Origin of the sequence: Occallatibacter sp. (assembly GCF_049582745.1) — a bacterium.
GTDB lineage: Bacteria > Acidobacteriota > Terriglobia > Terriglobales > Acidobacteriaceae > Telmatobacter.
The window spans coordinates 1-24021 of the sequence record NZ_JBAUUO010000114.1; the positions used below are offsets into that span (position 1 = coordinate 1).

Consider the following 24021-nt stretch of genomic DNA (forward strand, 5'->3'; position numbering starts at 1 on the left):
ATCTTCGGTTCTCCACTGCCACTCTCGCTACAAGGGACTCGGCGTACGCTTACGATCTATGCGGCGAAGCTTTTTTGCTCCATCTCCAAAATTGGCCCCGTGAAACCGCAAAACCGTGGAACTGTAAAAGGGCGCCAATGTTTCCTTTCACAGCCCACTGTTCACTCGTTCTCTTCTTCGCTGCTCACTTGTTCACTGTTCTCTGTTCACTGTCCACTGTCGACAGTTCCGGGTCCTAAGTCCAATGATGAAACGACTCTGTGTCTAAGTCCCTATCGGCAGAAGACTCTACAAAACAGATCTGCCGTAAACCACTGAAAAGGGCGACTTTCTTCCCAGAGTAGGGGGAGGGGTACCCGGGCTTTGCCTAAGATCGTGATGTTGCCCAATAACTCACTACTTTGCCTAAAATATCTTCAAATGATTCTGGTCAACCTGGCCGAAGAATGAGGCGTAGAAGCGTGTTGGCGAGGTCTAGATGGTACTCCAAGTGACAATTCTCCGCGGAATATAGCCTTACCTCGGTCGAAACACTCACCGGGAAACGTGTCGTCAGGAGTTGAAATGACCTTGCAGAGGCCGATTGTCGCTATCTTAATTTGTATGCTCACGGTACCTCAGCCAGCCTTTGGTGCGGACCTTTCGCCAAACAAGTGGAAGCCGGAAGAAAAGGCTCGTGTAGAGCAGGCGGAGGCGATACCCTGGCCGTCCCAGGCGAGAGCCATTGAGGGAAAGTCTGGTTTGGTGGCTGCCACCATGTCTCCCATTGCCGTTCATGCGGGAGTGGAAGCGCTGAGGCAAGGCGGGACGGCGGCCGACGCTGCCGCTACGATCGCTCTCACGCAGATCACCATGGCTCTTGGTTCCTACGTCTCTTACGCCGGGATCCTCCAGCTTGTTTATTACGATGCCAAATCGGGCAAGATATCCACGCTGAATGCCGGATGGAACTCCTACCTTGGCGAAACTGACCCGAAAAGCATCCCCGTGGACTACCTGGGGCCGGTGGCCTTCGGTATGAAACCGACGGAAGGCGCGGAAGGACGCAAGACGCTGGTCCCAGGTTTTATGGCGGGCATCGAGGCCATGCACAAGCGCTTCGGAAAACTGCCGTGGGGTGAACTCTTTCAGCCGGCGATCTGGTATGCGGAGAACGGCGTAACCATTTCGCCGACGCTCGGAAAGTTCTTCAGTATGCGTGAAAAATACCTCTCGCGTACCGCGGAAGGCCGGGCATTCATGAATCAGGCTGGAGATGGTTTGCCAAAGCCGGGAGACCGATTTGTTCAGGTGGATCTGGCGAAGACACTTCGCGCCGTTGCGAAAGGCGGGTCCAGCTATATGTACACCGGCGCGTGGGGAGAACAGTTTGTTCAAGCCGTGCAGCGCGAGGGAGGTAAGGCGACGATGGAAGATATGAAGCGCTATCGGCCGATCTGGGAAGAGCCGCTCGGCACCACTTTTCTGGGCCATCGTGTGTTCGTTCCGGGCAAGAGCAATGGAGGCGGCAGCCAAGTGCTCGAAGCGCTCAATCTGGCGGAAGAGTTGAAGCTGGATCAGATGGGATCGTATCAAAAGGATCCAAAGGCATTCCGGACTCTCTCGCGGATCCTGCGAAAGGTCGAATACGACAGCTACGTCGCCAAATACCTTCATCCAGATAAGTCAGGTTCGTTGTCGGACGGTCGCATCTCCAAGGCCTATGCCAAAGCGCAGGCGTCTGCTCTTGACGAGGTTCGCGATCCACAACCGGGAGATACGCATCACAGCGACTCGGTGGTCGTGATTGACCGCTGGGGAAATGTCGCTGCTCTGGTGCACACCATCAATACGCTTCTATGGGGCACAACTGGCATCGTCGTTGGCGGCATTCCGATCTCCGATGCAGCTGGATTTCAGCAAGCAACGATGGCGATGATCAAACCGGGGGATCTCGTCCCGCATGACATGACGCCGGCGATTGCCATGTCTGGCACCAGACCGGTGCTGGCAGTTGCGAGCGTAGGGGAATCGCTGACTCCGGAGACAGTGCGCGTCCTTGTGGGAACTCTTGCAAACCATCTCGATCCACTCGCTGTAATGGCCGCGCCACCCCTGTTGGTCAATAACCAGCCTGAGAAAGCAGGCGAAAGTTTTTCGACAAAGCCGGAACTTGTACCTGAAGGCGCCTTTGATTCGGAGTTTCTTCAGCATCTCCGGGCATTGGGGATCAATACAGAGCAAAAATCTAAGCAAGATGCCAATGCACTCAGGGGAACCGCCGTTCTGGCGACGATCGATTCGCTGAGTGGTGTTTTGCGCAGTGCTGAAACACCGGGCGTCTTTGGCTTTGCCGCTGCTTATTGATCCATTCGGTTTGACCCGCCGGCTGACCGATGCCGATGATAACGCTGTCGTGCGCCCTGCGGGCGGCGCTGCCCAAAAACTCTTCGTGCTGCCCATAAAATCGGTCGAAGAGCGGAGTCTTCAGGCAAAGCCGGGGTCGCCGCAACCAAGGCTATACATCGACACGCCGCCGGGACGGTGACGGTGAAAGCGCCAATGCATGCAAGCCAAAAACTGGCACCTGACCCCTGATCCCTGATCCCCGACCACTGACCCCTGAACCCTGACCACTGCCTCTTCAGCTACCATCAAATCGTGCCGCCGAAATCGAGGCTCGGACAGAATTTTCTGCGCGATCAGCAGGCCATTCGCCGCATCGTCGCCGCTCTCGGCGACTGCGCCGGCCGCACCGTCGTCGAAATTGGGCCTGGCCTGGGCGCCATCACGCGCGAACTCGCAGCGAAAGTGGGCAGAGTTCTGGCGCTCGAAGTTGATCGTGAGCTCGCCTCCAGCCTGTCGGCAGAGTTTGCCGGCAACGCGGAAGGACGCACGACCCCTGAATCAAATGTGCAGATTGAAGCAGTCGATGTGCTCGCGTTCGACTTTGCGGCCGCTTCCGCTGCAGCAGGCCAGCGGCTCATCGTCGCCGGCAATCTGCCGTATTACATCACGTCTCCGATCTTGCTCAGGCTGGCCGAAAATGCGGCCGTGCTGGATCGCGCCGTCTTGATGGTGCAGCGCGAAGTGGCCGATCGCGTCACGGCTGCGCCGGGCTCACGCGACTATGGACTGCTCTCGGTCACCGTGCAGATGCATGGTCCCGTGGAGCCGCTGTTTACTTTGCCGCCGAGCGCCTTTTCGCCGCCGCCGAAAGTGCATTCCACCGTCTTTCGCTGGCGATTTGCGCCACGATTCGAGGAGCTTGGCGTGAATAGGGAAGAGTTCCTCAGATTTGCGCGGCAGGTCTTTGCCTTGAAACGCAAAACCCTGGCCAATAATCTGCGCGCCGCAGGGATCGAAAGCACAGCTGCCGTGGCAGCACTTTCCGATGCCGGAATTGACCTGAAAGCGCGCGCGGAGTCTCAGTCCGCCGAAGCTTTGGCCCGATTGTGGAAGTGCCTGCAAAAAGCCGGGGCCACTTCGTCCGACGAAGTGGCCCCGGCAAATTACTGAAGGGCGAAAGGATTAGTGATGACCGCCGCCGCTGCTGGGATGGCCGCCGCCACCACCTCCGGCGCTTACGTGTCCACCACCACCACCACCACTGCTGACGTGCGGAGCACCGCCACCACCGCCGACGTGTCCACCGCCGCCGCTGGGCGCGCGGCTAGGGGCGCTTCCACCCGAATATCCGCGGCTCGGAACCGGTGCGCGGTAGCCTCCAGCCGGTGCGGTCCAACCGCCGGAACGGCTAGGCGAGGATGGGGAATTTGCCCAAGGCACGTAGGTGGATCGTCCGTATGCGGGCCCGGAATTGCCATTGCCCGGAACGCCGTATCGCGGACTACCGTTACCGGGATGGCCGTAGCCGGGATTTGACCGGTTGAATCCAGAAGCCGTGGACGGGTTATAAACCGGCCGGGGTGACAGAGGCCTGAGCGGCTGAACGGTAGTGCCACCAATGGTGACCGGCCTGCCGACCACATGAACTGGATTTCCAGTCGGAGCATGGGGACTCCGATTGACCGCAATCACCGGGTTGGGCTGATAAAAGCCGCCACGCCTGATGGGCCCGTTAGGAGGATGCACTGGTCCTCCGCGCGGGCGATGTGGGGGTTGATACCGCATCGGGTGATTGCCGACGTTTCCGACCCATCCGCCGGTTGTCCACCAGGGATAACCGTATCCGGGAGTCCAACCCCAGCCGAAGTCGTCGTAGAAGTTCCAGTACCCGCTTGTATAGGGCAGGTAGCCCCACTGTTCGCATGAAACCCAGACGTACCCAAATTGCGGAGTCCAAACCCAGTTGCCGCAGCCGTAGGGTTCCCAATCGCCTGAAGCCGCCTCGTTGGGAGACCAGACATAGCCCTGGTCGGGAACGTTGTACCAGTTCCCGTTGGCATCCAGATCGCCCCAGGCGGGATTGTTGCTGTTCGGTTCGCTTCCGCTCGCGGCCGTTTTGGCGGCTTCCTGCGTAGTCAAATCCTGATCGCGATCGGAGTTCCAGCCATCCCAGGAGTCCGGTTCGATAGTTTCGGCGAGATTGTAGAGATTAGGATCGCTGGCGTTGAGCGCGACGCTTTCGCCGCCGTGCAGGTCGAGCGAAAGGGTATTGCCGCGCTCGAGGTGAGCGTTACCCGCAAAAACCGCAACTTCGCCAGGAAGGTTGTCGAGACTGACGCGCAGCACGGTGAATCCGCTGGCGGCTACAGCACAGTCACCAAAACGCGCAAGGGTGTGGTTCGCTGAGGAGTCTCCTTGCAATTCAAAGTAAGCCAACCCGCTTTCGAGCACCGATTCCGCTCGGGTCGCCCCGCCGTCCTGCCGCAGCACTGCGATCTTTAAGGAACTGTTGGGAGAGATGCGGACGACACTGCCGTCATCAAACTGAATCTCCGCCCTACCGTCCTCCTTGGCTGCGATTTCCGTCCCTTCGAAGAGAGGAGTATTGACCAGTGCGGGGTCCGCAAGAACCTGGTTGCCCTGGGAAAGCTGAACGTCACCTTCCACATAGCTCAACCGCGCGGCGCGCATATTCGGGTCAGGCTGCTGCGCCAGCAGAGCGGCGCTTGACGTCAATAGCAAAGCCAGCCCCAGGACGCCGGCAGCTGGCTTGAACTGAACCTTGCCTAATCGATTCATGGAGCCCCCACCCTTTCCCCTTCGCCTCCGATGAAAAGTTCGCATCGCGAGGAGCCCACACTCATTCAGACAGCAGAATCAAGCGAAAAGTCGCGCCAGATTTCTCAATTAAAGCCGTTTCAGCTTCCTGAATGCTCCAGCAGCAAATGCGCTCGTTTCCTTACCCTTTCGAGCACATGGGGATCGTCTTCCAGGCGCTCAAGGATGTCACGAATCGCACAAATCTGCTGCAGGCGGCCATCGTCGGATGCTTCGACCACGTACTGAATCGCCTTATCCAGGCCCAAAGGGTCGTGCTGCAACAGCAATTCCAGCCGTGCGCCCTCGATCAGCGTCGAACCGACAGCAACCAGCGAATCTCCCAGGTCCTGAATCTGCTTATTTGAGGAGTAATTGAACTCGCAGCCACCCTCTCCGTCAGGCCCACTGTAGCTGATCTTTTTCCATCCTTGAAATGCGACTTTCTGGTGGCTTTCGCACTTTCCGCGAAGAACGTGGCTGTCGCGTACCTCGGAAAAAATGCGGCTGGCAAAATCAGGGCTCAGGTTGACGTCGCGGTCCACCCTGGCCGGCACAATCATCTCCGATTCATCGGCCGGCTTTGTGCCACCTTCCGCATGAAAATGTCCGCTGCCGTCAGGATGGATCACCAGGGTCCATTGCGCCGGGTAGAGCCCGGGGTTGGAGAAATCGACCCGGACCACGGCGTCCGATTCCCCGCAAACAGGGAGTGCGATCAGCAGCACCGCGTTCAGAAGCCAGGAAATCCTCATCGCCTGCCACCCTGCAGAGCCAGCGTCTGGGCAGTATGCAAATGGCAGATCGCAATTGCCAGCGCGTCGGCGACGTCAGGCGGTTCAGGAAGCTCCGGCAGGTCAAGGAGCCGGGCGACCATGAACTGAACCTGCTCCTTTTTTGCCAGTCCATAGCCCACAACTGACGACTTTATACTGAGCGGCGCGTATTCTGCCACAGGCAGATTTCGTTGTGCTGCGGCCAGCAGTGCCACGCCTCGCACCTGTCCAAGCTTGAGCGCCGACTTGGCATTGACGGAGTAGAAAACCTCTTCAATGGCAACCACTTCGGGCTGCCAGCGGTCCAACTCCGCGCAAAGGGTTTGATGGACCTGTGCGAGCCTTTCGGGGAGAGACATCGACTTGGGAAGGCGAATGGCGCCGGCCGCTCTGCAGACGATCCGACTCAATGGACCGGATTCATCCGAGTCCACGACGCCAAACCCGGTAATCTCGGTTCCACAATCGATGCCGAAGACGCGCATTTAGCTGCAAGTTTAAACCCAGAAGCCCTTCTCTGGACGGAGCGAAAGCATCTTCGCGGCTTGGGCGATCGTGTACTTATGCCGAGCCGAAGCGCGTCCGTCACGGAAGATGAGGAGAGAAGTGTCTCTGGCCGGATCTAAGTGGGAGGCGAAGGCCGGGACGTTGCACTTGAGATTCTCACGCGCAGATTGGCGAGGTTTGCCGCGATCCGCTCACTCCAATTGAGTCGGTCGGGTGGTGTCTCTGCAATGACCTGGTCGAAGGTGGGGAAATCTCCGGCATGGTCCGCGAGGAATTTCTCCATCCTCTGCTCGAGGGCAGCAGAGGCAGTGTTGGTGTGGATACAGATGGTCCAGAGCCCGGCTTTCTTCGCGACCGGATCCCAGATTTGTTGAGGAATCCAGAGGATTTCGTTTTGCATGAAAGTCCGGCGGGCGAATCCGTCGGACAGAACGCCCAGGCCCTCTCTGGCAAGGGCGCTGAGGGTATCGCGATCGAATCCGTGGCGGGGAGCGACAAACAGGCGGGGTCGGAGCCCCTGTGCGCGCAGGATAGCGAGTCCGGATCGAATCCATTGATGCTGCAACGATGGATCGACGCCCGCAAATTCGGTCTCCTCATGCAGTCCGAGAATGGACACGCCGCGACGCACGCAAAGGTGGCGGTAGCCGTGCATGGCGATAGTTGCACCAGAGGCCTGCAGCGATCGAATGCGATCCCAGAATTCCGGATCATGAGCCTGTCGAATCAGATCGGGGTCCTGATTGTCTGGGACGACGGCGAGAATGGGCGAGACGCCGTAGCGCGCAAGAATTGAGAGGAATCTCTCTCGCCGGTCTTGCAGCATGGTGGGACATAAATCGTCGAGTCGGATGAGGTATTGCGGCCCGGGTTTCATTGACTGCGCGGTTGCTGTTGCAGCGGCGCGCGTACCAGGCGGTTCGAGTCTGTGCCGAAATCAGGAAGCATCGTGCCGACGTTACTCTCAATCACGCGTCAAGAGCCGCCTCAATGGTGGCGGCAGTGGGAATGAGCGTATCAACCTTGGTGAATTTGAAGAGCTGGACGACGTTCGGGCTCGGCCCGACGGCGATGACGCGAATGCCCCTGTTGCGGCAACTGATGAAGTGGCTGACGATGGTTCCGAGGGCAGAGGAGTCCATTTGCGGAACCCTGGATAGGTCGAAGATGTGAAGAGTCGGCGCTTCCGCGCCGCCGGCCGGCTTGAATTCGAATATATTCCCGAGGGCGACCTGCTTCATGGAGCCGTACATATCTCGCGCATTGAATGGGCCGGAGATACTGTAAATCACCGTCTGAGGGGCGCGGCCGTCAATTCGTTCAATGGTGAATGTAGCGTTTTTCCAGAGCTCTGTTTGTGTGATGGACATTGCAATTGGATTGTAACGGTCGTGCCGGAGCGGGTGGAAGAGCCTCCGCTTGGAATTTGAACTTCGGTGCGACAAGGCAACTTCATTTGGTGGATTCTAATTCGAACAGGCCAGCGATAGCTGAGTTCCCCGACTGCTGCGCGAGCAGCTTAAAAGGAGTGCCATGTTCATCGGCGGCCTGGCGGAGTGCGGGAAATCGCTTGAGAAAACGCGCGGTCCATTCGACGTCGCCGCGGCGGATGGCGAAGGCGAAGTCGCTGAGCTCTATGCCGAGGAAGCCGCCCATTTCGCGCATGTATTCGATCGCCCAGCCGGCAGGCGTTGCACCGAACTTTGCATCGCGTGCGTTGATGTCTGCGCCCTGCTGAACAAGGAGCTCGACGACGTTGCAGTACCCGCCGAATGCAGCGTAGTGAAGAGCTGTTGCGCCGGAGTCGTCCTTGTTATTGAGGAATTCGGGATGTGCGGATATGATTGCGCCGACTTGTTCGAATGCGCCTTGCTTCGCTGCTTCAATCAGTCTCTGAAATTCGCGCATGGGTGCCCCGCTGGGCATGCAATGAATTTGTTATAGCTGATTTTCCGATTTCTCAGGATCGAGGCACAGCGAAGGCTTCCTCAATGCTGGCGGCCGTGGGAATAAGCGAGTCCGTCCTTGTGAATTTAAAAAGCTGCATCACGTTGGGGCTGACTCCGACGGCGACGACGCGAACACCGCGGGCGCGGCAGCGAATGAAGTGGCTGATGATGAGTCCGAGGCCGGAAGAATCGAGGGTGGGAACGTCGGTGATGTCGAAGATGTTGAGGCCCGGAAGCTCTTTGCCGGGCGCGGGGTCGAAGTCAAAGATGTTGACAACAGCGAGCGGTTTGAGGACGCCATACATCTCGTTTGCAGCGAAGGCTCCCCTGAATCGGAAGATGAGCGCGCCGCGTTCTTCATCTTCGATGCGTTCGATGGCGAACTTCGGACTTTGCCATAGATGCGTGCTGGTAGTTGGCAATGCGTATCTCCCCGGGTGCGATTGGTGGCTGAACCGACCAGTCCACATGCAACAGCATACTTGAGGGTGGCAAGCAGGTTTTGCACGGTCTTAATTTGGGGACTCGAAATCTTGTGTGTCACGGTGACGGCAGTTGCAAGCGTTCTCAGATGGACGGGCCGTAGATTCTCCGGACGAGCCAAAGAACCGGCAGGCCGAGGAGGATGAGGGCGGTGCCGATGAGGGAGCCTTCGAGATTGCCGGCGTAGCTGTAGACGAGGACACCGGCGGCGCAAAGAACGAAGATAGCGGGAAGGATGGGATAGCCCCAAACACGGTAAGGGCGCGCGAGGTCGGGGCGTTTGCGGCGGTAGACGAAGACGGTGGTGGCGGTGAGCATGTAGAAGAGCCACTCGGCGAAGACGGCGAGCTCGAAGTGCTGCTGGAACTGCGAGAGGAAGAGCAGCAGCACGGTGGAGAGGAGAGCCTGCACAATGAGGGACGTTGACGGGGACTGAAAGCGCGGGTCGATGTGCGCAAACTGGCGGAAGAAGAGTCGGTCGCGCGCGGCGGCGAAGGGAATGCGCGCGCCGGACATGATGGTTCCATTGAGGGTGACGAAGATGCTGATAGCCATGGCTGCGGCAACGAATCCTGCGCCGCGGGGGCCGGCGACGACAGAGAGGGCGGCGACGGCGGGGCGTTCGGTGGCGGCGATCTGCGCAGCGGGCAGGATGTACTGAATGGCTGCATTTGTCGCCATGAACAACGCGCCGACGATGAAGAGTCCGCCGATGAGAGCAACGGGGAGCGAGCGCTCGGGGCGGCGAACTTCGCCGGCGACCATGGTGAGGTCGTTCCATCCGTCGTAGGCCCAGAGTGTGGCGATGAGAGCGAGCATGAATCCGCTGAAGCCGCCCATCGCTATGGGCAGACCAGTGGAGAAGTTGTGCAATGAGCCGGTCGCCGAGGCAAAGCACAAGGCCGCAACGATAAGGATCAGGACGCCTTTGAGGATGGTGAAGACGAGCTGGAAGTCGCCGGCCTTTTTGATGCCGAGGTAGTTGAGTCCGGTCATGAACCAGGTAACGGCGATGGCGAAGATCTGCGACCAGAGCAGGGGAGTCCCAACGACGTGCGCGGTGAGGAACTGGAAGGCGGGAAAGAATTCCAGCGTGCGCGCGAGGCCGATGGTGACAGCGGCGATGGAGGCGGGCTTGGCAACGGCGAACCAGGTCCACATATAGAGGAATGCGGGCGTGTCGCCGTAGGCTCCGCGGAGGTAGACATATTCGCCGCCGGCGTACGGCAGCATGGCGCCGAGCTCGGCGTAGGTCATGGCGCCGAAGAGCGAGAGCAGTCCGCCGACGATCCAGGCGAGATAGACGAGCGCGGAGGAGCCGGTGTCGCGCATCATCTCGGTCGGGACTAGAAAAATGCCGCTGCCGATGATGGTTCCGACGACGATGGCGGTGGCTTGCGATGCGCCGAGGACGCGAGGGAGATCGGCAGGAGCTTGAGCTTGGTTGGGAATGGCGGAGGCTGGCTGGCTCATGCGGTGATGTGAGGGTAGCACAGGGAATTAGCTCATCGATTCGTTCGCCGTGCGAGCGTTGCGCTTGAAACGGGTGCGTGCCCCAGCCACTCGAGAAGATGAATGGCCGGGCCTTCGCTTAGGTTCGCGTTGAGTTCATCTGGTTGTTCTATTTTGCCGGCGCCGCGGGAGCATCCGCGTTGAAGATGTCAGCAGCGGCCTTCCAGCTGCCGTCGGCCTGTTTCTTGAAGACGGTGACGTATTTCCCTTTTTCCGTGAGGACTTTTTTGGCTTTGGGCGCGGTCGATGTCATGGTGTAGGTGCCCTGACTATAGCCAAGGTCCCGGACTTCGCGACATCGACTTTGTCTGACGCGAAGGTGATGGAGAAATTCTTGTCTGCGACCATTGGCTTGAGCGCAGCCGTGATTGCCGGAATTCCAGTGATGATTGGAGTGTCCGTCATGAATACGGATGCATCGCTGGAATACACAGTCGCTATCTTGTCAGCATCTTTTGTCGTGAATGCCTGGACCCATGCGGTTTCAACGTCCTTGATGGCCTTGACGTCAGCATCATGTGTGTCTGGGGGTGGTGGTGGCGCAGCTGGGGTGCAGCCTGCAAGAAATACCGCGAGAGATGCAGCGGCCAGAGATAAGTGTCGTGCTTGCATTTGCTTCCTCCTGGGGGAGGAATTAATAAGTATCACAGCAGCCGGACTTCAAGTAACAGTCAATAACAGTCAATCGATTCGCAGGAGCGAATATCCGAGTACCGGCAAGGCGCAGGCGAACAGCAGAAGGGTGCAGCCGTGATGCTGGTCACGGGCAACGGTGTTGCGTTGGGGGTAACGTTTCGGGCGGCGGGCAATGGATGCGTCTCGCGGTGGTGGCGCTCCCGTCGGCTGCGTGAACCGTGAGGAGCGGTTGGCTATGGATGGAAACTGTGCGAAGTGCGGAACTCATCTTGCGTCGTCCTGGGGTTTCTGCCCGAAGTGCGGAAGCGCTGTGGTGCACGAAATTCTCCCAAATGAACATCAGCATCATCCTGTGCGCGGGGCATTTGGCGGCCTGTACTACGGCCTCATTGCGGCTCCGATCCTGATCGTTCCCGGCATTTTGCTTTGCCTGCTGGGTTGGGGCATCTTTCTCGGCGTGCCGATGATCGTGCTGGGCGTGCTGGCTCCGCTTTACGGTCCGATGGTGGGGATGGGCGAGCACAGGGGCAAGTGTCCGTCGTGCGGGACGCGGATGGTGAGCGTGGATGACGCGAAGGAACACGAATGCCCGGTGTGCAGCAAGAAGTTTGCCATCACCGATCATGGAGTGGTGGGAGCGCGGTAGGCGGACGGAATGGACTTTGGAGTGGCAGTACAACAACTGGCCGCCCTTGAGGGCGTGGACTCGCAGCGGCTTCCGTTGGTATCCGTGTTGACATCCATGAACATGTTGGCCAATCTTTCCTAAAATGCCGTTTTCATGTAAAGTCCTGATTGCGGACGAGTTAGCCTTCCTGCGGGTTGCCGCAACTCTCTGAAAGCAAAGAAGTTAGAGCGCAAAGTATTCAAGAATAATAACTTAGGATGGACTTCGACTGTTTGCACCGTTTTAGGTGCAGGATTGTCCCAGATTCCGGCGGGTCGTTCCCAAAAAGCGAACCGTCCGTAGCGATCGCGCACGGGAGCGTCCGAGGCGTCGTCACTTTTTGTCCACTGAGGCAAGTGTAGAGAGTTTGCGGAAATAACCTGCAAGATTTCGACAAATATATCTGCAACGGAATCAGGCAGATGGCTGGATTCTTGGTCAGGCAGGTATTGACATCGAATTCGAGTGAACCCCGTTGGTGAGACAGTTGACAGTTCGCGGTTTGCGTTGTCATTTGAGCTGAGCTGATTCACGGTTGTCCGGGGAAGGCTTATCGCCGGCTATCTGCATTTCGTTCATGACGTGCTGGACCTCGGGAACCTTGTTGGCCAAATCCTCAGCTTCCTGGCGCAGTTTGTAGGTCTTTACGGAGCCCTTGAGAGTGAGCGTCTGATTGTAGGCGGAGTAATGGACGCCCTTCAGGTCTGTGTGCGCGGCAAGGGTCGCCCTGTAGCGGCGTTCGATGGCGGTGTCGAGCCGGACGTCCTTCTGGGCAGCCTTTATCGCGCCGACCAACCCTGCATTCCGCACTTGAAGGCAATCGACGATGGAGTAGCCGGGCGCAGCCTGCTGTGCAAGCTGATCCGCTGCCTGCTTGTTATCGTTGGAACCAACGATTCCGCTGAGGGTCATGGTGCCGGCAACACGATCCTGGGAGACAGTGATGCTGCGGAGGTCATGCTGAGCGAGCGCGTTGTAAACAGCCATTCTGTTGTCGGGGTGGCCGTTGTGTGAGCAGCCGGAGAGGGCCAGGGTTGAGGCCAGAACGGCGGTTGAGGCAACCAAGAACGCAGAACGAGAACCGGAGTGGATCATTGGCCGTTCACCTCGCTAACAGCAAATGGGATGCGGCGCGGAAAGTTGTGGGTTGGCTGTTTTCGGATGAGCCACGAGAAAGGACCAGCTTGTTTCCGGATCAATCGCAAACCAAGGATCTCAGCGAGGCACTGCCGAAATGACCGGGATCTAGAAAATCTCCTATAAGTTTAGGAGATTGGCGGGTACTATAAACGTAGGAGATCGTCGATGGGCGGGTTTGTGAGGCTGAAGGTCATCGCTGCGGGTGCAATTGTGGGCGCGGGAGCGATGTGGCTGCCGGGTCAACAGAGCGCGACCGTACCGCACCCGAACGAGAATGCGACCACGGCGCCTGATGCGGCGAGGGCTGTCGTAACGCCGGTTGAAAAGCCGGGTGAGATCTACAAGGTGGCGATGCGCCCGCTGGATATCGTGCGGAGTTCGCTGGACAACTGGTCGGATGCGGAACTGGGTGCGCTCACCGTCGGTATCCACAAGGCTCATGACGCGTGCGAAGCAGCCAAGCCAGCGGATTATTCCGGCGACGATCTTTACGATCTGGCGCGGCTCTGCGCGCTGGGGCAAGACTGGAGCAACGCCAACACGGCAGCACTGGCCTACATTGCCAGCAAACAGGAAACGCACCAGGCGCAGGCATACGCATTGAGCGTGAATGCGCTGGTTCACATGAACGCGATCGACCTCGCGCTGGAGACGACGCGCGAGATGCTGGGGCGATCGCCCTACGACGCTGAGGTTGCGTATGCAGTGCGTTATATGAAGGACACGCTGGAGCAGGCATCGAATCCCGCGGCGCTGAAGTTGGCCGGCGAGGAACATGCGGCGATTGTGGAAGCGCTCAAGAAGAATGCCCCGCTGAAGGCTGTGAGCGGCGATGCGGTGATAAGCGTGGGGGCGCTGTACGAATCGGCGATGGAGTTGGCGTTCTGGCAGAGGTACGCAGGAGATGACGCGGGCGCAGCGGCGACGGTGGCGGATGTGGACGGGGCACTGCCGCAGGATGTGCAGGTGAAGAGCGAAGATGCGGCGCGGATTGCGGCGGTGCGTACGCGATATGGATTGCTGGGGGCGCGGCTGCCGGAGGTAAAGGTGCTGCGGGCGCTGGAGACGCCCACTACGAAGGCGGTGATCGACACGCACTTTGGTTCGGCGACGGTGCTGGTGTTGTTTCCGGACTGGTGCGGCGGGTGCAGAAAGATGATGAAGACGCTGACGGAGTTTGCGAAGGTGAACAAGGAGACGCCGATCCATGCGTACGGGCTTGTGTTTGCGGATGATTCGGTGATTCCGGTGCAGGCCGCGCATGAGGAGATTCTGAAGGAGCTGCGCGGGACGGCAACGCTGGTGGTTCCCGATACGACGGCTCAGATGTTGGGAGCGACGGAGTTTCCGCTGGGGATTGTGCTCGACAGAACGGGGAAGATCCGGTTTATTGGGGCGCTGCCGGGAGATGCGTTTAATGGGGGCGGGTATGTGGAGAAGGTGATTGTGCGGATGGCGGCGGTTGAAGCGAAGAGTGAGGCGGGAAGGAAGTGAGGTTGGCCGCGCGGTAAAGACACTTCCGTGCGAGAGACGAGGCTCTTTGTCTGATGGCAGCGCCTCAACCCTGCCGACTCGCGCTCCTGCGCAGGTTGCGGTGCGCACTTTAATCGTCAGTTGAATTGAACGAGTTATTGCGCGAGGAAGCCTATTTCCTGAACCATGCACCCAGCTTCGATACCGACGCTCATGGGGAAATATAAATTAGCGCAGGTGTCAGGGTTCAGAGATCAGAGATCCGGGAACAGAAATAAGGAATCGCAAAATTCACACTTGACATTGACAGGCAATCCACTACCATATGGTTGTGAATAGGTTGGGTACAACATTTGCGGCTTTGTCCAATCCAACGCGGCGGGCGATGATCGAACGACTCTCACGTGGGCCCGCCTCTGTGCATGGATTGACGGAACCGTTTGCACTTTCGCAGCAGATGATTTCAAAACATATTGCTTACCTGGTGCGGGCGCGGATTGTGATCAAGACGAAGCGTGGACGAGAGAGTGTGTGCACGCTTAGGCCGGTTGCGATCAAGACAGTCAGCGACTGGGCGATGAGCTATCGCCGATTCTGGGAAGAGAGTTTCGACAAGTTGGAAGTGGTTGTGAATCAAATGAAAAAAGAGGAGGTCAGAGATGACAGAAAACGCGGTTAGCGAAATTGAGCGGATGGTCGTTACAAGAGTTTTCGATGCCCCACGCGAGTTGGTTTGGAAGGCGTGGACAGACCCGAAATATGTGATGCAGTGGTGGGGGCCGAAGGATTTTACTGCACCCATTTGCAAGATGGATTTTCGCGTGGGCGGAAAATCCCTCTTCTGCATGAAGACGCCGGATGGGCAGGAGTTCTGGAATGCGGTTGAATACCACGAGATTATTCCGCAGGAGAAGATCGTTTCGTTGATGTACTTTTCCGACCTGGAGGGAAACAAGATTGACCCTGCGCAACTTGGCATAGAACATGAGGCCATCGACGGTGCGTACGACGTGACCCTCTTTGAGGATCTCGGAAACGGCCAGACGAAACTCACCTTCATTGGAAATGAACCCATGGAGAGCGCGAAAAATAGCGGTCAAATGGAGGGCTGGAACCAGATTCTCGAGAAAGTTGCCGCAGTTGTTGCGGGGCTAGCGCAGGCGAAATAAGAAGTTGAAATTTCGATGATCGTCACGCCATTCCGTGGTTTCTCAATGGGCGGATTTCCTTTTGTAAAAAACCCGGAGATGGTGGGCCGACCCTGGGTCGTTCATCACAGCCTGCGCGGTCCAGGCGGGCGCCATCGCGTTGATTCCCGTATTGACGGCTTTGCGAGAACCTTCAATCTGGATGGAGAATGACAACTGCTCGACGGGTGCCCCGTTCAAGTTAGACACTGTGCACCCGTCGATATTCCAGAAAGCGGCGGTTCAGCCTGGATGGTGGGCAATCCGGAAACTACGAAAACCGAGTATGGATCAGGCCGGCCCGGAATTCGCTGTCTCGCATGTGCCCCGGGCCTCCTGAAGCACTTGTGCCGCGGTGTGGATGCAGCGATCAATCCCCCTCGCCCGATCCGCAGCGTGCATTTGATGGGCTATCAGAGCGATGAATCCTGCCTCGACTACACTGCGAAGCTCAGCAATCTGTCGGACTAAGTCTCTTTCGTCGTCCATGGAACACCCCGGACCCAGTGTGTGGGTCAGGGGCACGATACCACCGTCCTCGTCCCTGGGGATTTTGAATCGATGTGAGTGTGTCCTGGCAGTAACGAGTCCCGTTGGATGCTCTCTCAGCCTCTTGTTCATCGCTCTAGTTTTCAGTTGTCGCAGTTGGCTGCGGCTGGTGGAAGTGACGCCAGATGGATTCGGCGGTTTTGCGGGGGACTACGGAGGCGAGGGAGTCGGCGGTGGCTTGCTGGACGTCGCGGAGGCTGCCGAAGTGGGTGAGGAGACGCTGGCGGGTCTGGCGGCCGACGCCGGGGATGTTGAGCAGTTCGGAGTCGCGGTCGCGCATGGCGCGGCGCTTGCGGTGGTAGCCGACGGCGAAACGATGGCTCTCGTCGCGGATCATCTGCACAAGGTGCAGCACGGGCGAATGGCGATCGAGAACGACGGGCTCGTCTTCGTTGCCGTAGAGGTAGATGACTTCTTCTTTTTTGGCGATGGAGGCGAGGGGTTGGGAGGTGAAGCCGAGGGATTCGAGGGCGTCGGCGGCGGCGTGGAGTTGGCCGAGGCCGCCGTCAATGAGGATTAAGGAGGGCATGGTGGCGGGTTCTTTGGATGGTTTTTCCGCAGGGGCTAAAGCCCCGTTCTCTTGTGAGCTTTTTGCGGCACGACTGAAGTCGTGCCCTGACGCTTCGTGCTCTCCTTCGGCATGCGACCCACCGTGTGGGTTCCCTGAGTCGTGTCCTGGCGCTTCGTGGCCTCCGGAATGAATGAAGTCGTGCCCTTTCAAGTTGGATGAGGGTTCGTGGTTTCCCACCCATGCCGACGATGGAGCCGTCGTCATGGATGGGGCACCCGGCGTCTGATCGGCACGCGACCCACTAGGTGGGTTCCCCGAGTCGTGCCCTGACTCTTCGTGTTTTCCCGAGGTTCTTGCTTCATGGGCTTCGGCGGAGTCGCGGATGCGTTTGTAGCGGCGGGTTACTACTTCGCGCATGGAGGCGAAGTCGTCTACGCCGAGGACGGTCATGACTTTGAATTTGCGGTAGGCGGACTTGTTCATCTTGCCGTCTTCCCAGACGACCATGGATGCTACGGTTTCAGCGCCCTGGATGTGGGAGATGTCGAAACACTCGATGCGGCGGGGGAGTTCGGGAAGCATGAGGGAGTCGGCGAGGGATTCCTGGATGGCTTTGCGGGAGGGTTCGAGGAAGCGGAAGCGCTGGATGTAGGATTGCTTCGCGTTTTGTGCGGCGAGGTCGACGAGGGAACGTTTCTCGCCGCGCTGGGGGACGGCGATTTCTACGCGGTGGTTGATGCGCTCGGAGAGGAGCGTGGCGAGGGATTCGCGGTCGTCGAAGTCGACGGGGACGAGGATGGAGCGGGGGACGTAGTGCTGGTCGATGTAGAGCTGTTTGAGGAGGGCGGAGAAGACGGTGCCGGGGTTGAAGTTTGCCTCAGGGGCTAAAGCCCCCTCGCTTTGTTGAGCCTTTTCGGCACGCGACCCACTACGTGGGTTCCCCGAGTCGTGCCCTGACGCTTCCTGGTTTCCTTCGGAATGACTGAAGTCGGGTCCTGATACGGCGGGTGTTTCGAGGATCTCTTGGAGGTCTTCGAAGAAGAATTCGCGGCGGTCTACGATTTTTCCGTTGCGCATGTGGAAGAGATTCACGGCGAGGCTGCCGTCTTCAAAGTGATAGCCGAAGACGTCGGCGTCGTCGCTCTGCTCGGCGGTGGCGATGCGCTGCTTTTCCTGGAGTTGATGGACGGTGGAGAGCTGGTCGCGGAGGCGGGCGGCGGCTTCGTATTGTTCCGCTTCGGCGGCAGCGTGCATGCGGGCGGTGAGGGAACGCTCGAGTTCGGACTGGCGGCCTTCGAGGAAGAGTTGCGCATCGCGGACGGCTTGCTTGTAGATTTCCGGCGTTGTGAGTTCTTCGACGCACGGGCCGAGGCAGCGGTGGATGTAGTACTGCAGGCAGGCGCGGGGGTGGTATCGCGAAAGATCGACCTTGCAACTGGGGATGAGAAAGCTGCGATGGATCAGTTCGACAACGCGGTAGGCGAGGTTGCCGGGAAAGTAGGGGCCGTAATAGGCGGAGCCGTCTTTGCGAAGGCGGCGCGTGACGAAGACCTTGGGGAAGCGATCGGCGAGGGTGAGTTTGACGTAGGGGTAGGTCTTGTCGTCACGGAGCAGGATGTTGAAGCGCGGCTTGCGCTGCTTGATGAGGTTGTTTTCGAGGGCGAGAGCTTCGTGCTCGTTGGCGACGAGGATGTAGTCGATGTCGACGGCCTCGCGCATGAGGGAGCCGGTTTTTGCGTTCGCCTGGGAGGCTTCGAGGAGGTAGGAGCGGACGCGGGAGCGGAGGTTGTTTGCCTTGCCGACGTAGATGACCTGGCCCTCGGCGTTTTTGTAGAGGTAGACGCCGGGCAGGGTGGGGAGGAGACGAATTTTCTCGACGAGATCCATACAGTTGAAGCGACAGACAACGGGACAGGCAACGCGGCAGCATGCATGCCAATTCTTAGGATACTGGGTGTGGCAAACGGGCGTTCCTAGCCGCAAGAAATGCAAAGCTTACCGCACCGGGTAAAAACTACACAGTCAACAGGCTTGGCCAGTTTTCCACAGGGATGGGTTAGCCACCGTGCTTTGAGTGAGTTACAGGAATGGCTCCGTTTGGCGGGTGGAGTGCAATGTATAGGGCGACACGAAATGTCGCCGCCCGCCTGGTGGTGGTTGAAAAAGGGTCAGGCAAAACCGAGGCGGCAAAGGATGGGGAAACAATGAAAACTTCACATGGATTGCTGATTGCAGCTGCCGTAGCACTTGTGGGCGTGACGGGTTGCGCGACCAAGAACTACGTGAAATCCCAGACAGCGCCGATTATCGACCACACCAACACACTCGACCAGAAGTCGGCCGAGAACAACCGTAACTTGCACGATGTAGATGACCGCGCAACCGCGGGTATCAAGCAGGCGCAGAGTGCGGCAGAAACGGCCGCGCAGAACGCGCAGAACGCGACCAAGGACGCAGGCACAGCAGACACGGCTGCTAACGATGCAGTTCACCGTGCGGACTCGCTGGATTCTGTCGTAAAGGGGCTCGACAACTACAAGCAGATGGCCGACGTAACTGTGACGTTCGGATTTGACAAGGCCGTTCTGACGAAGGACGACAAGGATCAGTTGGACAGCTTTGCGGGTCAGCTTGGAAGTGCAAAGAGCTACATTCTTGAAGTGACGGGCGGAACGGACTCGACCGGTTCGGCTGCTTATAACTATGACCTGAGCCAGCGCCGTGCGGACTCAGTGGTGCAGTACCTGGCAGCGAAGTACGGGATTGCCGCACACCGTTTCTACCTGATCGGCATCGGCAAGGATAAGGAAGTTGCCCCAAACACAACGGCGGAAGGCCGCAAACAGAATCGCCGCGTGGAAATACAGCTGCTGAGCAACATGAGCACGGGTGAGGGCGCCGCGGCACCGCAGGCCACGCCGGCTCCCAGCAGCAACTAAAGATTGTTCATAGATTAGGAAGACTAAAGGCGAAAGCCGCAAAGGACGCGTAAAGGCGAAAGCCAGTATTTCTAGAAAGAACAGATAGATAAATTAGAGCGGGAAGAATTGCAGGCCATCCAGGTAAACGCCCGGATGGCCTGATTTCTTTGGGGGGGAGAGTGCCAAGTTGGAGAGACCGAAGGTGAGGGAGCTCGAGCGGTTTATGGTGGAGCTTGCATTTCGGTTACGTACTTATAGCCTGTTTCAAAAAATGCCCGCGTGGATTGTGCGCGAATCCCTCAGGGTTAAACAGGCTGCGGAAAAAGTCCCGAACGAAAGGCGAATTCAGCATGGGATTGCTTGGCAGGGGCTGAAGCCCGACTTATTCTACTGACCTTATCGGCCCGGCTAAAGCCGTGCCCTTGTTACAAAGCTTCTTCGGTTGAGTTTTTCCGCAGCCTGTAAAACCCCTTATTTCATAGCCTCTCTTCGGCCCGCGACCCATCAATGGGTTCCCCGAGCCGTGCCCTTGTTGCAAAACTGGTTTTTGAAACAGGCTCTAGCAAGTTAGCGAGACGCGCAGGTCAGCAAGTTAGCGGGACGAGCAGGTCAGCAAGTTAGCTGGACTGGCAAGTCAGGTTCACGGGAAGGTTAGCGAGTTAGTGGGTCCTGTTCGAGTTGGTGGACGTGCTCGGCGCGGACCTGGACTGCGGTGAAGAGGGTGAGAAACGGTGCCCCCGCCGCAGCGGCTTCGACGGCGGGGCGGCCGTTGGCTTCCTGGCGCTCGACGATGCAGACGACGGCGGCGACGATCATGGCGGCTTCACGCGCAGCCTCGATGGCGTTGATGGTGGAGGCGCCGGTGGTGCAGACGTCGTCGACGATGACGACGCGGGCGCCTTCACGGCAGAAGCCTTCGATGCGGCGAGCTGTTCCGTGTTGTTTCTCGGCTTTGCGGACGAGGAAGCCGTGGATGAGCGGAGCACCGGGATGCTGCTGAGCGCGCCATGCGCTGGCGGTGGCCACGTTGGAGACGATGGGGTCGGCACCCATGGTGAGTCCGCCAGCGGCTTCCGCCTGAATCTTGTTTTCATTCAGCAGATCGAGAATAGCTTCGCCGGTGAGGCGGCCGCCTTCGGCGTGGAGGGTGGTGGTGCGGCAGTCGATGTAGTAGTCGCTGGTACCGCCGGAGGAGAGCTTGAACTGGCCGAGCTTGAAGCTGGTGCGGGCGAGGAGGGAGAGGAGTTGCTGGGCATGAGTGGGCATCAATGCGATTGTAAAGGCGCAGAATCGAGAGCTTCCAGGTCCTGGTGTTGTGAGTCTGAAGTCCTGGACTCGGGACGTTAGCTGCGCACTTCGCACATGATGCCGAGGATGTTGTTTGCGGGGTCTTTGAGGGATGCCATCCAGAGGTCATTGTCGGGCATTTTCGCAATCAAATGAGGCTCCTCGAGGAGCGCTGCGCCGCGGACTTTGATTGCGGCGCAGGTGGCGTGGATGTCATCGACCTTGTAGTAGATTATGGTTCCGCCGCGCGGCTCCGGTTTCTCCGGAGTGGTGAGCATGAGGCGGACGTTGCCGCACTGGAGGAACGCAAGATGGCCGGCGTCGAAGAGGAACTTCATGCCGAGAGTGTTCCGGTAGAAGTCCTTTGCGCGGGCAAGGTCATCGACAGTGATCGCGATTTGGCCAATCTTGTCGAAGTTGACTTCTGTAGGGGCGGTATCGGGGTGACTCATAAGCTTTCCTCCTTCAATTTGAATGAGACTACAAGGGCAGGTCGGCTGGGATCTCGATGGAGACTAAGGTGCCGCGACCGGGATTGCTGACGATTTTGAAGCTGGCCTGCGCGCCGTAGAGGACTTCAAGGCGCTCCTGCACGTTTTTCATGCCGATGCCGTTTCCGTTGCTCTGCACACCGGTGCGAGGACGGTTGCCCATGCCAACCCCGTCGTCGGCTACTTCAATGAGGACGCGGTCGCCCATGAGCTTGCTGCGCAGGGTTACGGTTCCGCCGTGAATGCGTGGCTCGAGGCCGTGCTTGATGCTGTTCTCGATGAGGGGCTGGAGCAGGATGCTGGGGACGAGGACGTCGAGTGTCTGCGGATCGATTTCTTTTTCGACGTGGAGCTTGTCGGCGCCGAAGCGAACGACCTCGATGTCGAGGTAGTCGTCAGTGAAGCTGAGTTCGCTGCGCAGAGGGACGTAGGTGTCGTGATCCTTGAGCAGGGCGCGGAGGATGTTGGCGAGCTTGACGGTCATTTCGCGGGCGAGTTCGGGTTTGACGCGGACGAGGGAGGCGATGGAGTTGAGGGTATTGAAGAGGAAGTGGGGATTGATCTGGCGCTGCAGGGCGTCGAGACGCGCTTCGAGAAGTAGATGCTTCTGCTCTTCGAGTTTCATCTCGATGCGGAGGGCGTTCCAGACCTTGAGCGCGATGCCGACGACGATGGGGGCGCTGAGCCAGACCAGGACATCAAGCCAAAGTTGGGTAGCGACGAGGGCAAAGAGCTTGTGGGGAAATTCGCGTGCCAGCCAGACGCGACAAGCCTCGGCCGCAACGATGAGGAAGAGCATGAGGAATTGCGGGTCTAGGCGAGGACGGAGCAGGATGCGGCGCACCCAGCGGTAAAGGCTGAGGTCGACGAAAGGCGTGAATGACCAGATGTCGTCGGGCTGGACGAAGCGGCCGAGCACGCCGGAGAGCAATCCTACCGTTGCGTCGAAGGGCAGCGAGAGGTATTCGCCGTGAAGCATTGCCGGGATGGAGAGGATTGATCCGCCGAGCATTGCCCAGCGGGGGCCGACGAGCAGGCCGAGCAGAATAATGGTTTCAAACGAGATGTCGGCGGCGAGGAAGTTTGGAACAAAAGTGCGGAGCCAGACGCCGAGGGTGAGCGGCACTACAAAAAAAGCCAGGAGGCCGAGAGTCTGACCCGTCCGGCGATGCTCAGCGAAGAACAAGCGCCGGAAGGTGCTGACGCGTGCCAACACGCTGGCCACGGACGCCACCACGCCCAGCTTGACGAGCAGCGAGATCAGGATGAGGCGGTCGGTCACCTCACCACTGTAACGCGCCGCGAGTGTGCAACCCAAACGCAAACTTGCGGCAGGTCAGCAATTTGCGGTCGTCGCTATGCGAGAGAGTGTCATCCACTGTGATGGGTAGCGCAGGTTGAGGCTTTTCCCTAATGCTCCTTGTGTTTTTGGCGAATCCGCACAGGGTTAAAACCCTCTCGCCTTTCCGGTCTTTTTGGCACGCGACCCACTGCGTGGGTTCCCCGAGTCGTGCCCTGACGCTTCTTGCCGATCCGGGTTAATTCTCACGCAGCCGTGAATTCGTGCTTTGACGCAAGGCTAATTCATGAACCCGCTCCAGGCACATTGCTGCAAGTAGAATGGGAGCATGGCGTTCGAGAGCGTGAAGAAGGTTGCGGAGGCGGAGTTTCCTACACGGTGGGGAGCTTTTCGCATTCTTGGGTTTGAGGGCACGCTTCCGGGCTTTTCGGGATCGCGGGATCAGACCGGATCGCCCGCGCAGGCAGGCAAAGTGGAAGGCCTGGTAGCGCTTGTCATGGGGGACATTCTTACTGTGCCGCCGCTGGTGCGGATTCACTCGCAATGCCTGACGGGGGATGTGTTTGGGTCGCTGCGCTGCGATTGCCGGCTGCAGCTTGAGCTGGCGCTGGCGCAGATTGCGGCGGAGGGCGCGGGGATTCTGCTGTACGAGCAGCAGGAGGGCCGCGGCATCGGGTTAATGGCGAAGCTGAAGGCCTACGGACTGCAGGACAAGGGACTCGATACGGTTGAAGCGAATGTGGAACTGGGGTTTGAGGCGGACTATCGCGAATACGAATTGCCTGCGCGGGTGCTGAAGATGCTGGGCGTAAAGCAGGTGAAGCTGATGACCAACAATCCCGCCAAGGTTGCGGCGCTGGAGTCGGCGGGTATCACGGTCAGCGAGCGCGTGTCGGCAGAGGTTGCGCCGCAGGAGACGTTTGCGGCGTATGTGCGGACCAAGCAGGAGAAGATGGGGCACATCGTCGAGACGATGGTGAGCGACGAGTAGTTTGCTGGTCGGTCAAAAGCAAAGACAACCGCAGGTCCTTCGACTCCGCTGCGCTCAGGATGACAACTTGATTTTTTTATGCGAATGCGGCACGGATGGGGCTTCGTTGATCTGCTGGATTGCTGCCTGAAGATAGCGTCGAACGACGGGGCGCTCCAGATCGTCGTGGCTGCGAAACGTGATGTGACGGATTAATTTTCCGGTGCCGACCAGAATCTTGCCGGGGTCAGGAAGCAGCGTGCCGCGGTTGAAGCCGAGGTTCACCCAGCTCTTGCATGCCACGATGTGACAAAAACCATCCTTGAGCGGCTTGCCGGTAAACGAGAATCCGATGGCGAGAGCGTAGCCCATGGATATCGATTCGATTGCGGCGGGGGCATCTTCGAGGACAATCTCGCGAAGAGCGAGAAACAGGCTCGCGACATGCGGATCATACGCGGCGAGGTAATCGAGCAATTGACGGTCAGGCGGCCGGCGCATGTGGGGGAGATTAGCA

Annotated in this window: 25 protein-coding genes; 9 read left to right on the forward strand and 16 right to left on the reverse strand. The window is 58.7% G+C overall.

The annotated features are described in order from the left end of the window. Nucleotides 1–564: 564 nt before the first annotated feature. Both WCA10_RS16795 and rsmA read left to right on the forward strand, forming a co-directional pair. Nucleotides 565–2346 (forward strand): gamma-glutamyltransferase, encoded by a 1782-nt coding sequence (locus WCA10_RS16795; protein ID WP_472823663.1) that lies wholly within the window; start codon nucleotides 565–567, stop codon nucleotides 2344–2346. 294 nt (nucleotides 2347–2640) lie between these two features. Further along, nucleotides 2641–3498 carry a 16S rRNA (adenine(1518)-N(6)/adenine(1519)-N(6))-dimethyltransferase RsmA gene (gene rsmA / locus WCA10_RS16800; RefSeq protein WP_472823664.1) on the forward strand — a complete coding sequence of 286 codons (858 nt, stop codon included), beginning with the start codon at nucleotides 2641–2643 and terminating at the stop codon, nucleotides 3496–3498. Between the two features lie 12 nt (nucleotides 3499–3510). On the opposite strand, the gene WCA10_RS16805 is transcribed toward rsmA, so the two are convergent. From WCA10_RS16805 to WCA10_RS16850, 10 genes are all read right to left on the reverse strand, one after another. Continuing rightward, complete coding sequence (locus WCA10_RS16805; RefSeq protein WP_472823665.1) at nucleotides 3511–5127, reverse strand: DUF6600 domain-containing protein; 1617 nt, start codon at nucleotides 5125–5127, stop codon at nucleotides 3511–3513. Nucleotides 5128–5246: 119 nt separating this feature from the next. Then, nucleotides 5247–5900: a hypothetical protein gene (locus WCA10_RS16810; protein ID WP_472823666.1), complete on the reverse strand. Its 654-nt coding sequence runs from the start codon at nucleotides 5898–5900 to the stop codon at nucleotides 5247–5249. Further along, on the reverse strand, nucleotides 5897–6406 hold the full coding sequence (ruvC, locus tag WCA10_RS16815; RefSeq protein WP_472823667.1) for a crossover junction endodeoxyribonuclease RuvC: 510 nt from the start codon (nucleotides 6404–6406) through the stop codon (nucleotides 5897–5899). The genes WCA10_RS16810 and ruvC overlap by 4 nt, the downstream gene beginning before the upstream one ends. A 137-nt stretch (nucleotides 6407–6543) precedes the next feature. Further along, nucleotides 6544–7305 carry a DUF2334 domain-containing protein gene (locus WCA10_RS16820; RefSeq protein ID WP_472823668.1) on the reverse strand — a complete coding sequence of 254 codons (762 nt, stop codon included), beginning with the start codon at nucleotides 7303–7305 and terminating at the stop codon, nucleotides 6544–6546. Between the two features lie 91 nt (nucleotides 7306–7396). After that, nucleotides 7397–7798: an STAS domain-containing protein gene (locus WCA10_RS16825; protein ID WP_472823669.1), complete on the reverse strand. Its 402-nt coding sequence runs from the start codon at nucleotides 7796–7798 to the stop codon at nucleotides 7397–7399. Nucleotides 7799–7880: 82 nt separating this feature from the next. Further along, nucleotides 7881–8336 (reverse strand): ankyrin repeat domain-containing protein, encoded by a 456-nt coding sequence (locus WCA10_RS16830; RefSeq protein WP_472823670.1) that lies wholly within the window; start codon nucleotides 8334–8336, stop codon nucleotides 7881–7883. A 52-nt stretch (nucleotides 8337–8388) separates the two neighbouring features. After that, complete coding sequence (locus tag WCA10_RS16835) at nucleotides 8389–8799, reverse strand: STAS domain-containing protein (protein ID WP_472823671.1); 411 nt, start codon at nucleotides 8797–8799, stop codon at nucleotides 8389–8391. A 145-nt stretch (nucleotides 8800–8944) separates the two neighbouring features. Further along, on the reverse strand, nucleotides 8945–10333 hold the full coding sequence (locus WCA10_RS16840) for an APC family permease (RefSeq protein WP_472823672.1): 1389 nt from the start codon (nucleotides 10331–10333) through the stop codon (nucleotides 8945–8947). 148 nt (nucleotides 10334–10481) lie between these two features. Then, the gene (locus tag WCA10_RS16845) at nucleotides 10482–10625 is read right to left on the reverse strand and encodes a hypothetical protein (protein ID WP_472823673.1); all 144 of its coding nucleotides are present in this window, start codon (nucleotides 10623–10625) and stop codon (nucleotides 10482–10484) included. Continuing rightward, complete coding sequence (locus WCA10_RS16850; RefSeq protein WP_472823674.1) at nucleotides 10622–10984, reverse strand: YybH family protein; 363 nt, start codon at nucleotides 10982–10984, stop codon at nucleotides 10622–10624. The genes WCA10_RS16845 and WCA10_RS16850 overlap by 4 nt, the downstream gene beginning before the upstream one ends. Before the next feature lie 196 nt (nucleotides 10985–11180). Here WCA10_RS16850 and WCA10_RS16855 point away from each other — a divergent pair, with 196 nt between their 5' ends. Beyond that, nucleotides 11181–11654, forward strand: a complete 474-nt coding sequence (locus WCA10_RS16855; protein ID WP_472823675.1) for a zinc-ribbon domain-containing protein — start codon at nucleotides 11181–11183, stop codon at nucleotides 11652–11654. Nucleotides 11655–12185: 531 nt separating this feature from the next. Here the strand turns inward: WCA10_RS16855 and WCA10_RS16860 are convergent. Next, nucleotides 12186–12770, reverse strand: a complete 585-nt coding sequence (locus tag WCA10_RS16860; protein ID WP_472823676.1) for a BON domain-containing protein — start codon at nucleotides 12768–12770, stop codon at nucleotides 12186–12188. A gap of 210 nt (nucleotides 12771–12980) precedes the next feature. On the opposite strand from WCA10_RS16860, the gene WCA10_RS16865 reads away from it, so the two are divergent. From WCA10_RS16865 to WCA10_RS16880, 4 genes are all read left to right on the forward strand, one after another. Next, the gene (locus WCA10_RS16865) at nucleotides 12981–14309 is read left to right on the forward strand and encodes a peroxiredoxin family protein (protein ID WP_472823677.1); all 1329 of its coding nucleotides are present in this window, start codon (nucleotides 12981–12983) and stop codon (nucleotides 14307–14309) included. A 304-nt stretch (nucleotides 14310–14613) separates the two neighbouring features. Further along, nucleotides 14614–14967: an ArsR/SmtB family transcription factor gene (locus WCA10_RS16870; protein ID WP_472823678.1), complete on the forward strand. Its 354-nt coding sequence runs from the start codon at nucleotides 14614–14616 to the stop codon at nucleotides 14965–14967. Beyond that, nucleotides 14948–15457 carry an SRPBCC family protein gene (locus WCA10_RS16875; RefSeq protein WP_472823679.1) on the forward strand — a complete coding sequence of 170 codons (510 nt, stop codon included), beginning with the start codon at nucleotides 14948–14950 and terminating at the stop codon, nucleotides 15455–15457. Before WCA10_RS16870 ends, WCA10_RS16875 begins: the two co-directional genes overlap by 20 nt. Nucleotides 15458–15472: 15 nt before the next feature. Further along, on the forward strand, nucleotides 15473–15649 hold the full coding sequence (locus WCA10_RS16880) for a hypothetical protein (protein ID WP_472823680.1): 177 nt from the start codon (nucleotides 15473–15475) through the stop codon (nucleotides 15647–15649). Nucleotides 15650–16100: 451 nt separating this feature from the next. Here WCA10_RS16880 and uvrC read toward each other — a convergent pair whose 3' ends face one another. Further along, nucleotides 16101–18422, reverse strand: coding sequence for an excinuclease ABC subunit UvrC (gene uvrC, locus WCA10_RS16885; RefSeq protein WP_472823681.1), 2322 nt, complete (start codon nucleotides 18420–18422; stop codon nucleotides 16101–16103). A 200-nt stretch (nucleotides 18423–18622) separates the two neighbouring features. On the opposite strand from uvrC, the gene WCA10_RS16890 reads away from it, so the two are divergent. Beyond that, complete coding sequence (locus WCA10_RS16890; RefSeq protein ID WP_472823682.1) at nucleotides 18623–19474, forward strand: OmpA family protein; 852 nt, start codon at nucleotides 18623–18625, stop codon at nucleotides 19472–19474. Nucleotides 19475–20107: 633 nt separating this feature from the next. Here the strand turns inward: WCA10_RS16890 and pyrE are convergent. The 3 genes from pyrE to WCA10_RS16905 all read right to left on the reverse strand — a co-directional run bounded on the left by pyrE (nucleotide 20108) and on the right by WCA10_RS16905 (nucleotide 22552). Then, on the reverse strand, nucleotides 20108–20722 hold the full coding sequence (gene pyrE / locus WCA10_RS16895) for an orotate phosphoribosyltransferase (protein ID WP_472823683.1): 615 nt from the start codon (nucleotides 20720–20722) through the stop codon (nucleotides 20108–20110). Nucleotides 20723–20799: 77 nt separating this feature from the next. Then, a complete protein-coding gene (locus WCA10_RS16900; protein ID WP_472823684.1) occupies nucleotides 20800–21195 on the reverse strand; it encodes a VOC family protein in 396 nt (131 codons plus the stop codon). A gap of 28 nt (nucleotides 21196–21223) precedes the next feature. After that, complete coding sequence (locus WCA10_RS16905; RefSeq protein ID WP_472823685.1) at nucleotides 21224–22552, reverse strand: sensor histidine kinase; 1329 nt, start codon at nucleotides 22550–22552, stop codon at nucleotides 21224–21226. A 310-nt stretch (nucleotides 22553–22862) separates the two neighbouring features. Here WCA10_RS16905 and ribA point away from each other — a divergent pair, with 310 nt between their 5' ends. Next, nucleotides 22863–23525, forward strand: coding sequence for a GTP cyclohydrolase II (ribA, locus tag WCA10_RS16910; RefSeq protein ID WP_472823686.1), 663 nt, complete (start codon nucleotides 22863–22865; stop codon nucleotides 23523–23525). A gap of 54 nt (nucleotides 23526–23579) precedes the next feature. On the opposite strand, the gene WCA10_RS16915 is transcribed toward ribA, so the two are convergent. After that, a complete protein-coding gene (locus tag WCA10_RS16915; protein ID WP_472823687.1) occupies nucleotides 23580–24005 on the reverse strand; it encodes a DUF1801 domain-containing protein in 426 nt (141 codons plus the stop codon). Nucleotides 24006–24021: the final 16 nt, after the last annotated feature.

Excerpts from the sequence above, each read along its gene's own strand:
- pyrE (WP_472823683.1), bottom strand. The coding sequence starts at position 20,722 with ATGCCCACTCATGCCCAGCAACTCCTCTCCCTCCTCGCCCGCACCAGC.
- WCA10_RS16795 (WP_472823663.1), top strand. The coding sequence starts at position 565 with ATGACCTTGCAGAGGCCGATTGTCGCTATCTTAATTTGTATGCTCACG.
- WCA10_RS16850 (WP_472823674.1), bottom strand. The coding sequence starts at position 10,984 with ATGCAAGCACGACACTTATCTCTGGCCGCTGCATCTCTCGCGGTATTT.
- WCA10_RS16840 (WP_472823672.1), bottom strand. The coding sequence starts at position 10,333 with ATGAGCCAGCCAGCCTCCGCCATTCCCAACCAAGCTCAAGCTCCTGCC.
- WCA10_RS16865 (WP_472823677.1), top strand. The coding sequence starts at position 12,981 with ATGGGCGGGTTTGTGAGGCTGAAGGTCATCGCTGCGGGTGCAATTGTG.
- WCA10_RS16900 (WP_472823684.1), bottom strand. The coding sequence starts at position 21,195 with ATGAGTCACCCCGATACCGCCCCTACAGAAGTCAACTTCGACAAGATT.
- ruvC (WP_472823667.1), bottom strand. The coding sequence starts at position 6,406 with ATGCGCGTCTTCGGCATCGATTGTGGAACCGAGATTACCGGGTTTGGC.
- WCA10_RS16805 (WP_472823665.1), bottom strand. The coding sequence starts at position 5,127 with ATGAATCGATTAGGCAAGGTTCAGTTCAAGCCAGCTGCCGGCGTCCTG.
- WCA10_RS16875 (WP_472823679.1), top strand. The coding sequence starts at position 14,948 with ATGACAGAAAACGCGGTTAGCGAAATTGAGCGGATGGTCGTTACAAGA.
- WCA10_RS16860 (WP_472823676.1), bottom strand. The coding sequence starts at position 12,770 with ATGATCCACTCCGGTTCTCGTTCTGCGTTCTTGGTTGCCTCAACCGCC.
- WCA10_RS16890 (WP_472823682.1), top strand. The coding sequence starts at position 18,623 with ATGGCTCCGTTTGGCGGGTGGAGTGCAATGTATAGGGCGACACGAAAT.
- WCA10_RS16845 (WP_472823673.1), bottom strand. The coding sequence starts at position 10,625 with ATGACATCGACCGCGCCCAAAGCCAAAAAAGTCCTCACGGAAAAAGGG.
- WCA10_RS16825 (WP_472823669.1), bottom strand. The coding sequence starts at position 7,798 with ATGTCCATCACACAAACAGAGCTCTGGAAAAACGCTACATTCACCATT.
- WCA10_RS16820 (WP_472823668.1), bottom strand. The coding sequence starts at position 7,305 with ATGAAACCCGGGCCGCAATACCTCATCCGACTCGACGATTTATGTCCC.
- WCA10_RS16870 (WP_472823678.1), top strand. The coding sequence starts at position 14,614 with ATGGTTGTGAATAGGTTGGGTACAACATTTGCGGCTTTGTCCAATCCA.
- WCA10_RS16880 (WP_472823680.1), top strand. The coding sequence starts at position 15,473 with ATGATCGTCACGCCATTCCGTGGTTTCTCAATGGGCGGATTTCCTTTT.
- uvrC (WP_472823681.1), bottom strand. The coding sequence starts at position 18,422 with ATGGATCTCGTCGAGAAAATTCGTCTCCTCCCCACCCTGCCCGGCGTC.
- WCA10_RS16830 (WP_472823670.1), bottom strand. The coding sequence starts at position 8,336 with ATGCGCGAATTTCAGAGACTGATTGAAGCAGCGAAGCAAGGCGCATTC.
- WCA10_RS16810 (WP_472823666.1), bottom strand. The coding sequence starts at position 5,900 with ATGAGGATTTCCTGGCTTCTGAACGCGGTGCTGCTGATCGCACTCCCT.
- WCA10_RS16915 (WP_472823687.1), bottom strand. The coding sequence starts at position 24,005 with ATGCGCCGGCCGCCTGACCGTCAATTGCTCGATTACCTCGCCGCGTAT.
- ribA (WP_472823686.1), top strand. The coding sequence starts at position 22,863 with ATGGCGTTCGAGAGCGTGAAGAAGGTTGCGGAGGCGGAGTTTCCTACA.
- WCA10_RS16855 (WP_472823675.1), top strand. The coding sequence starts at position 11,181 with ATGGATGCGTCTCGCGGTGGTGGCGCTCCCGTCGGCTGCGTGAACCGT.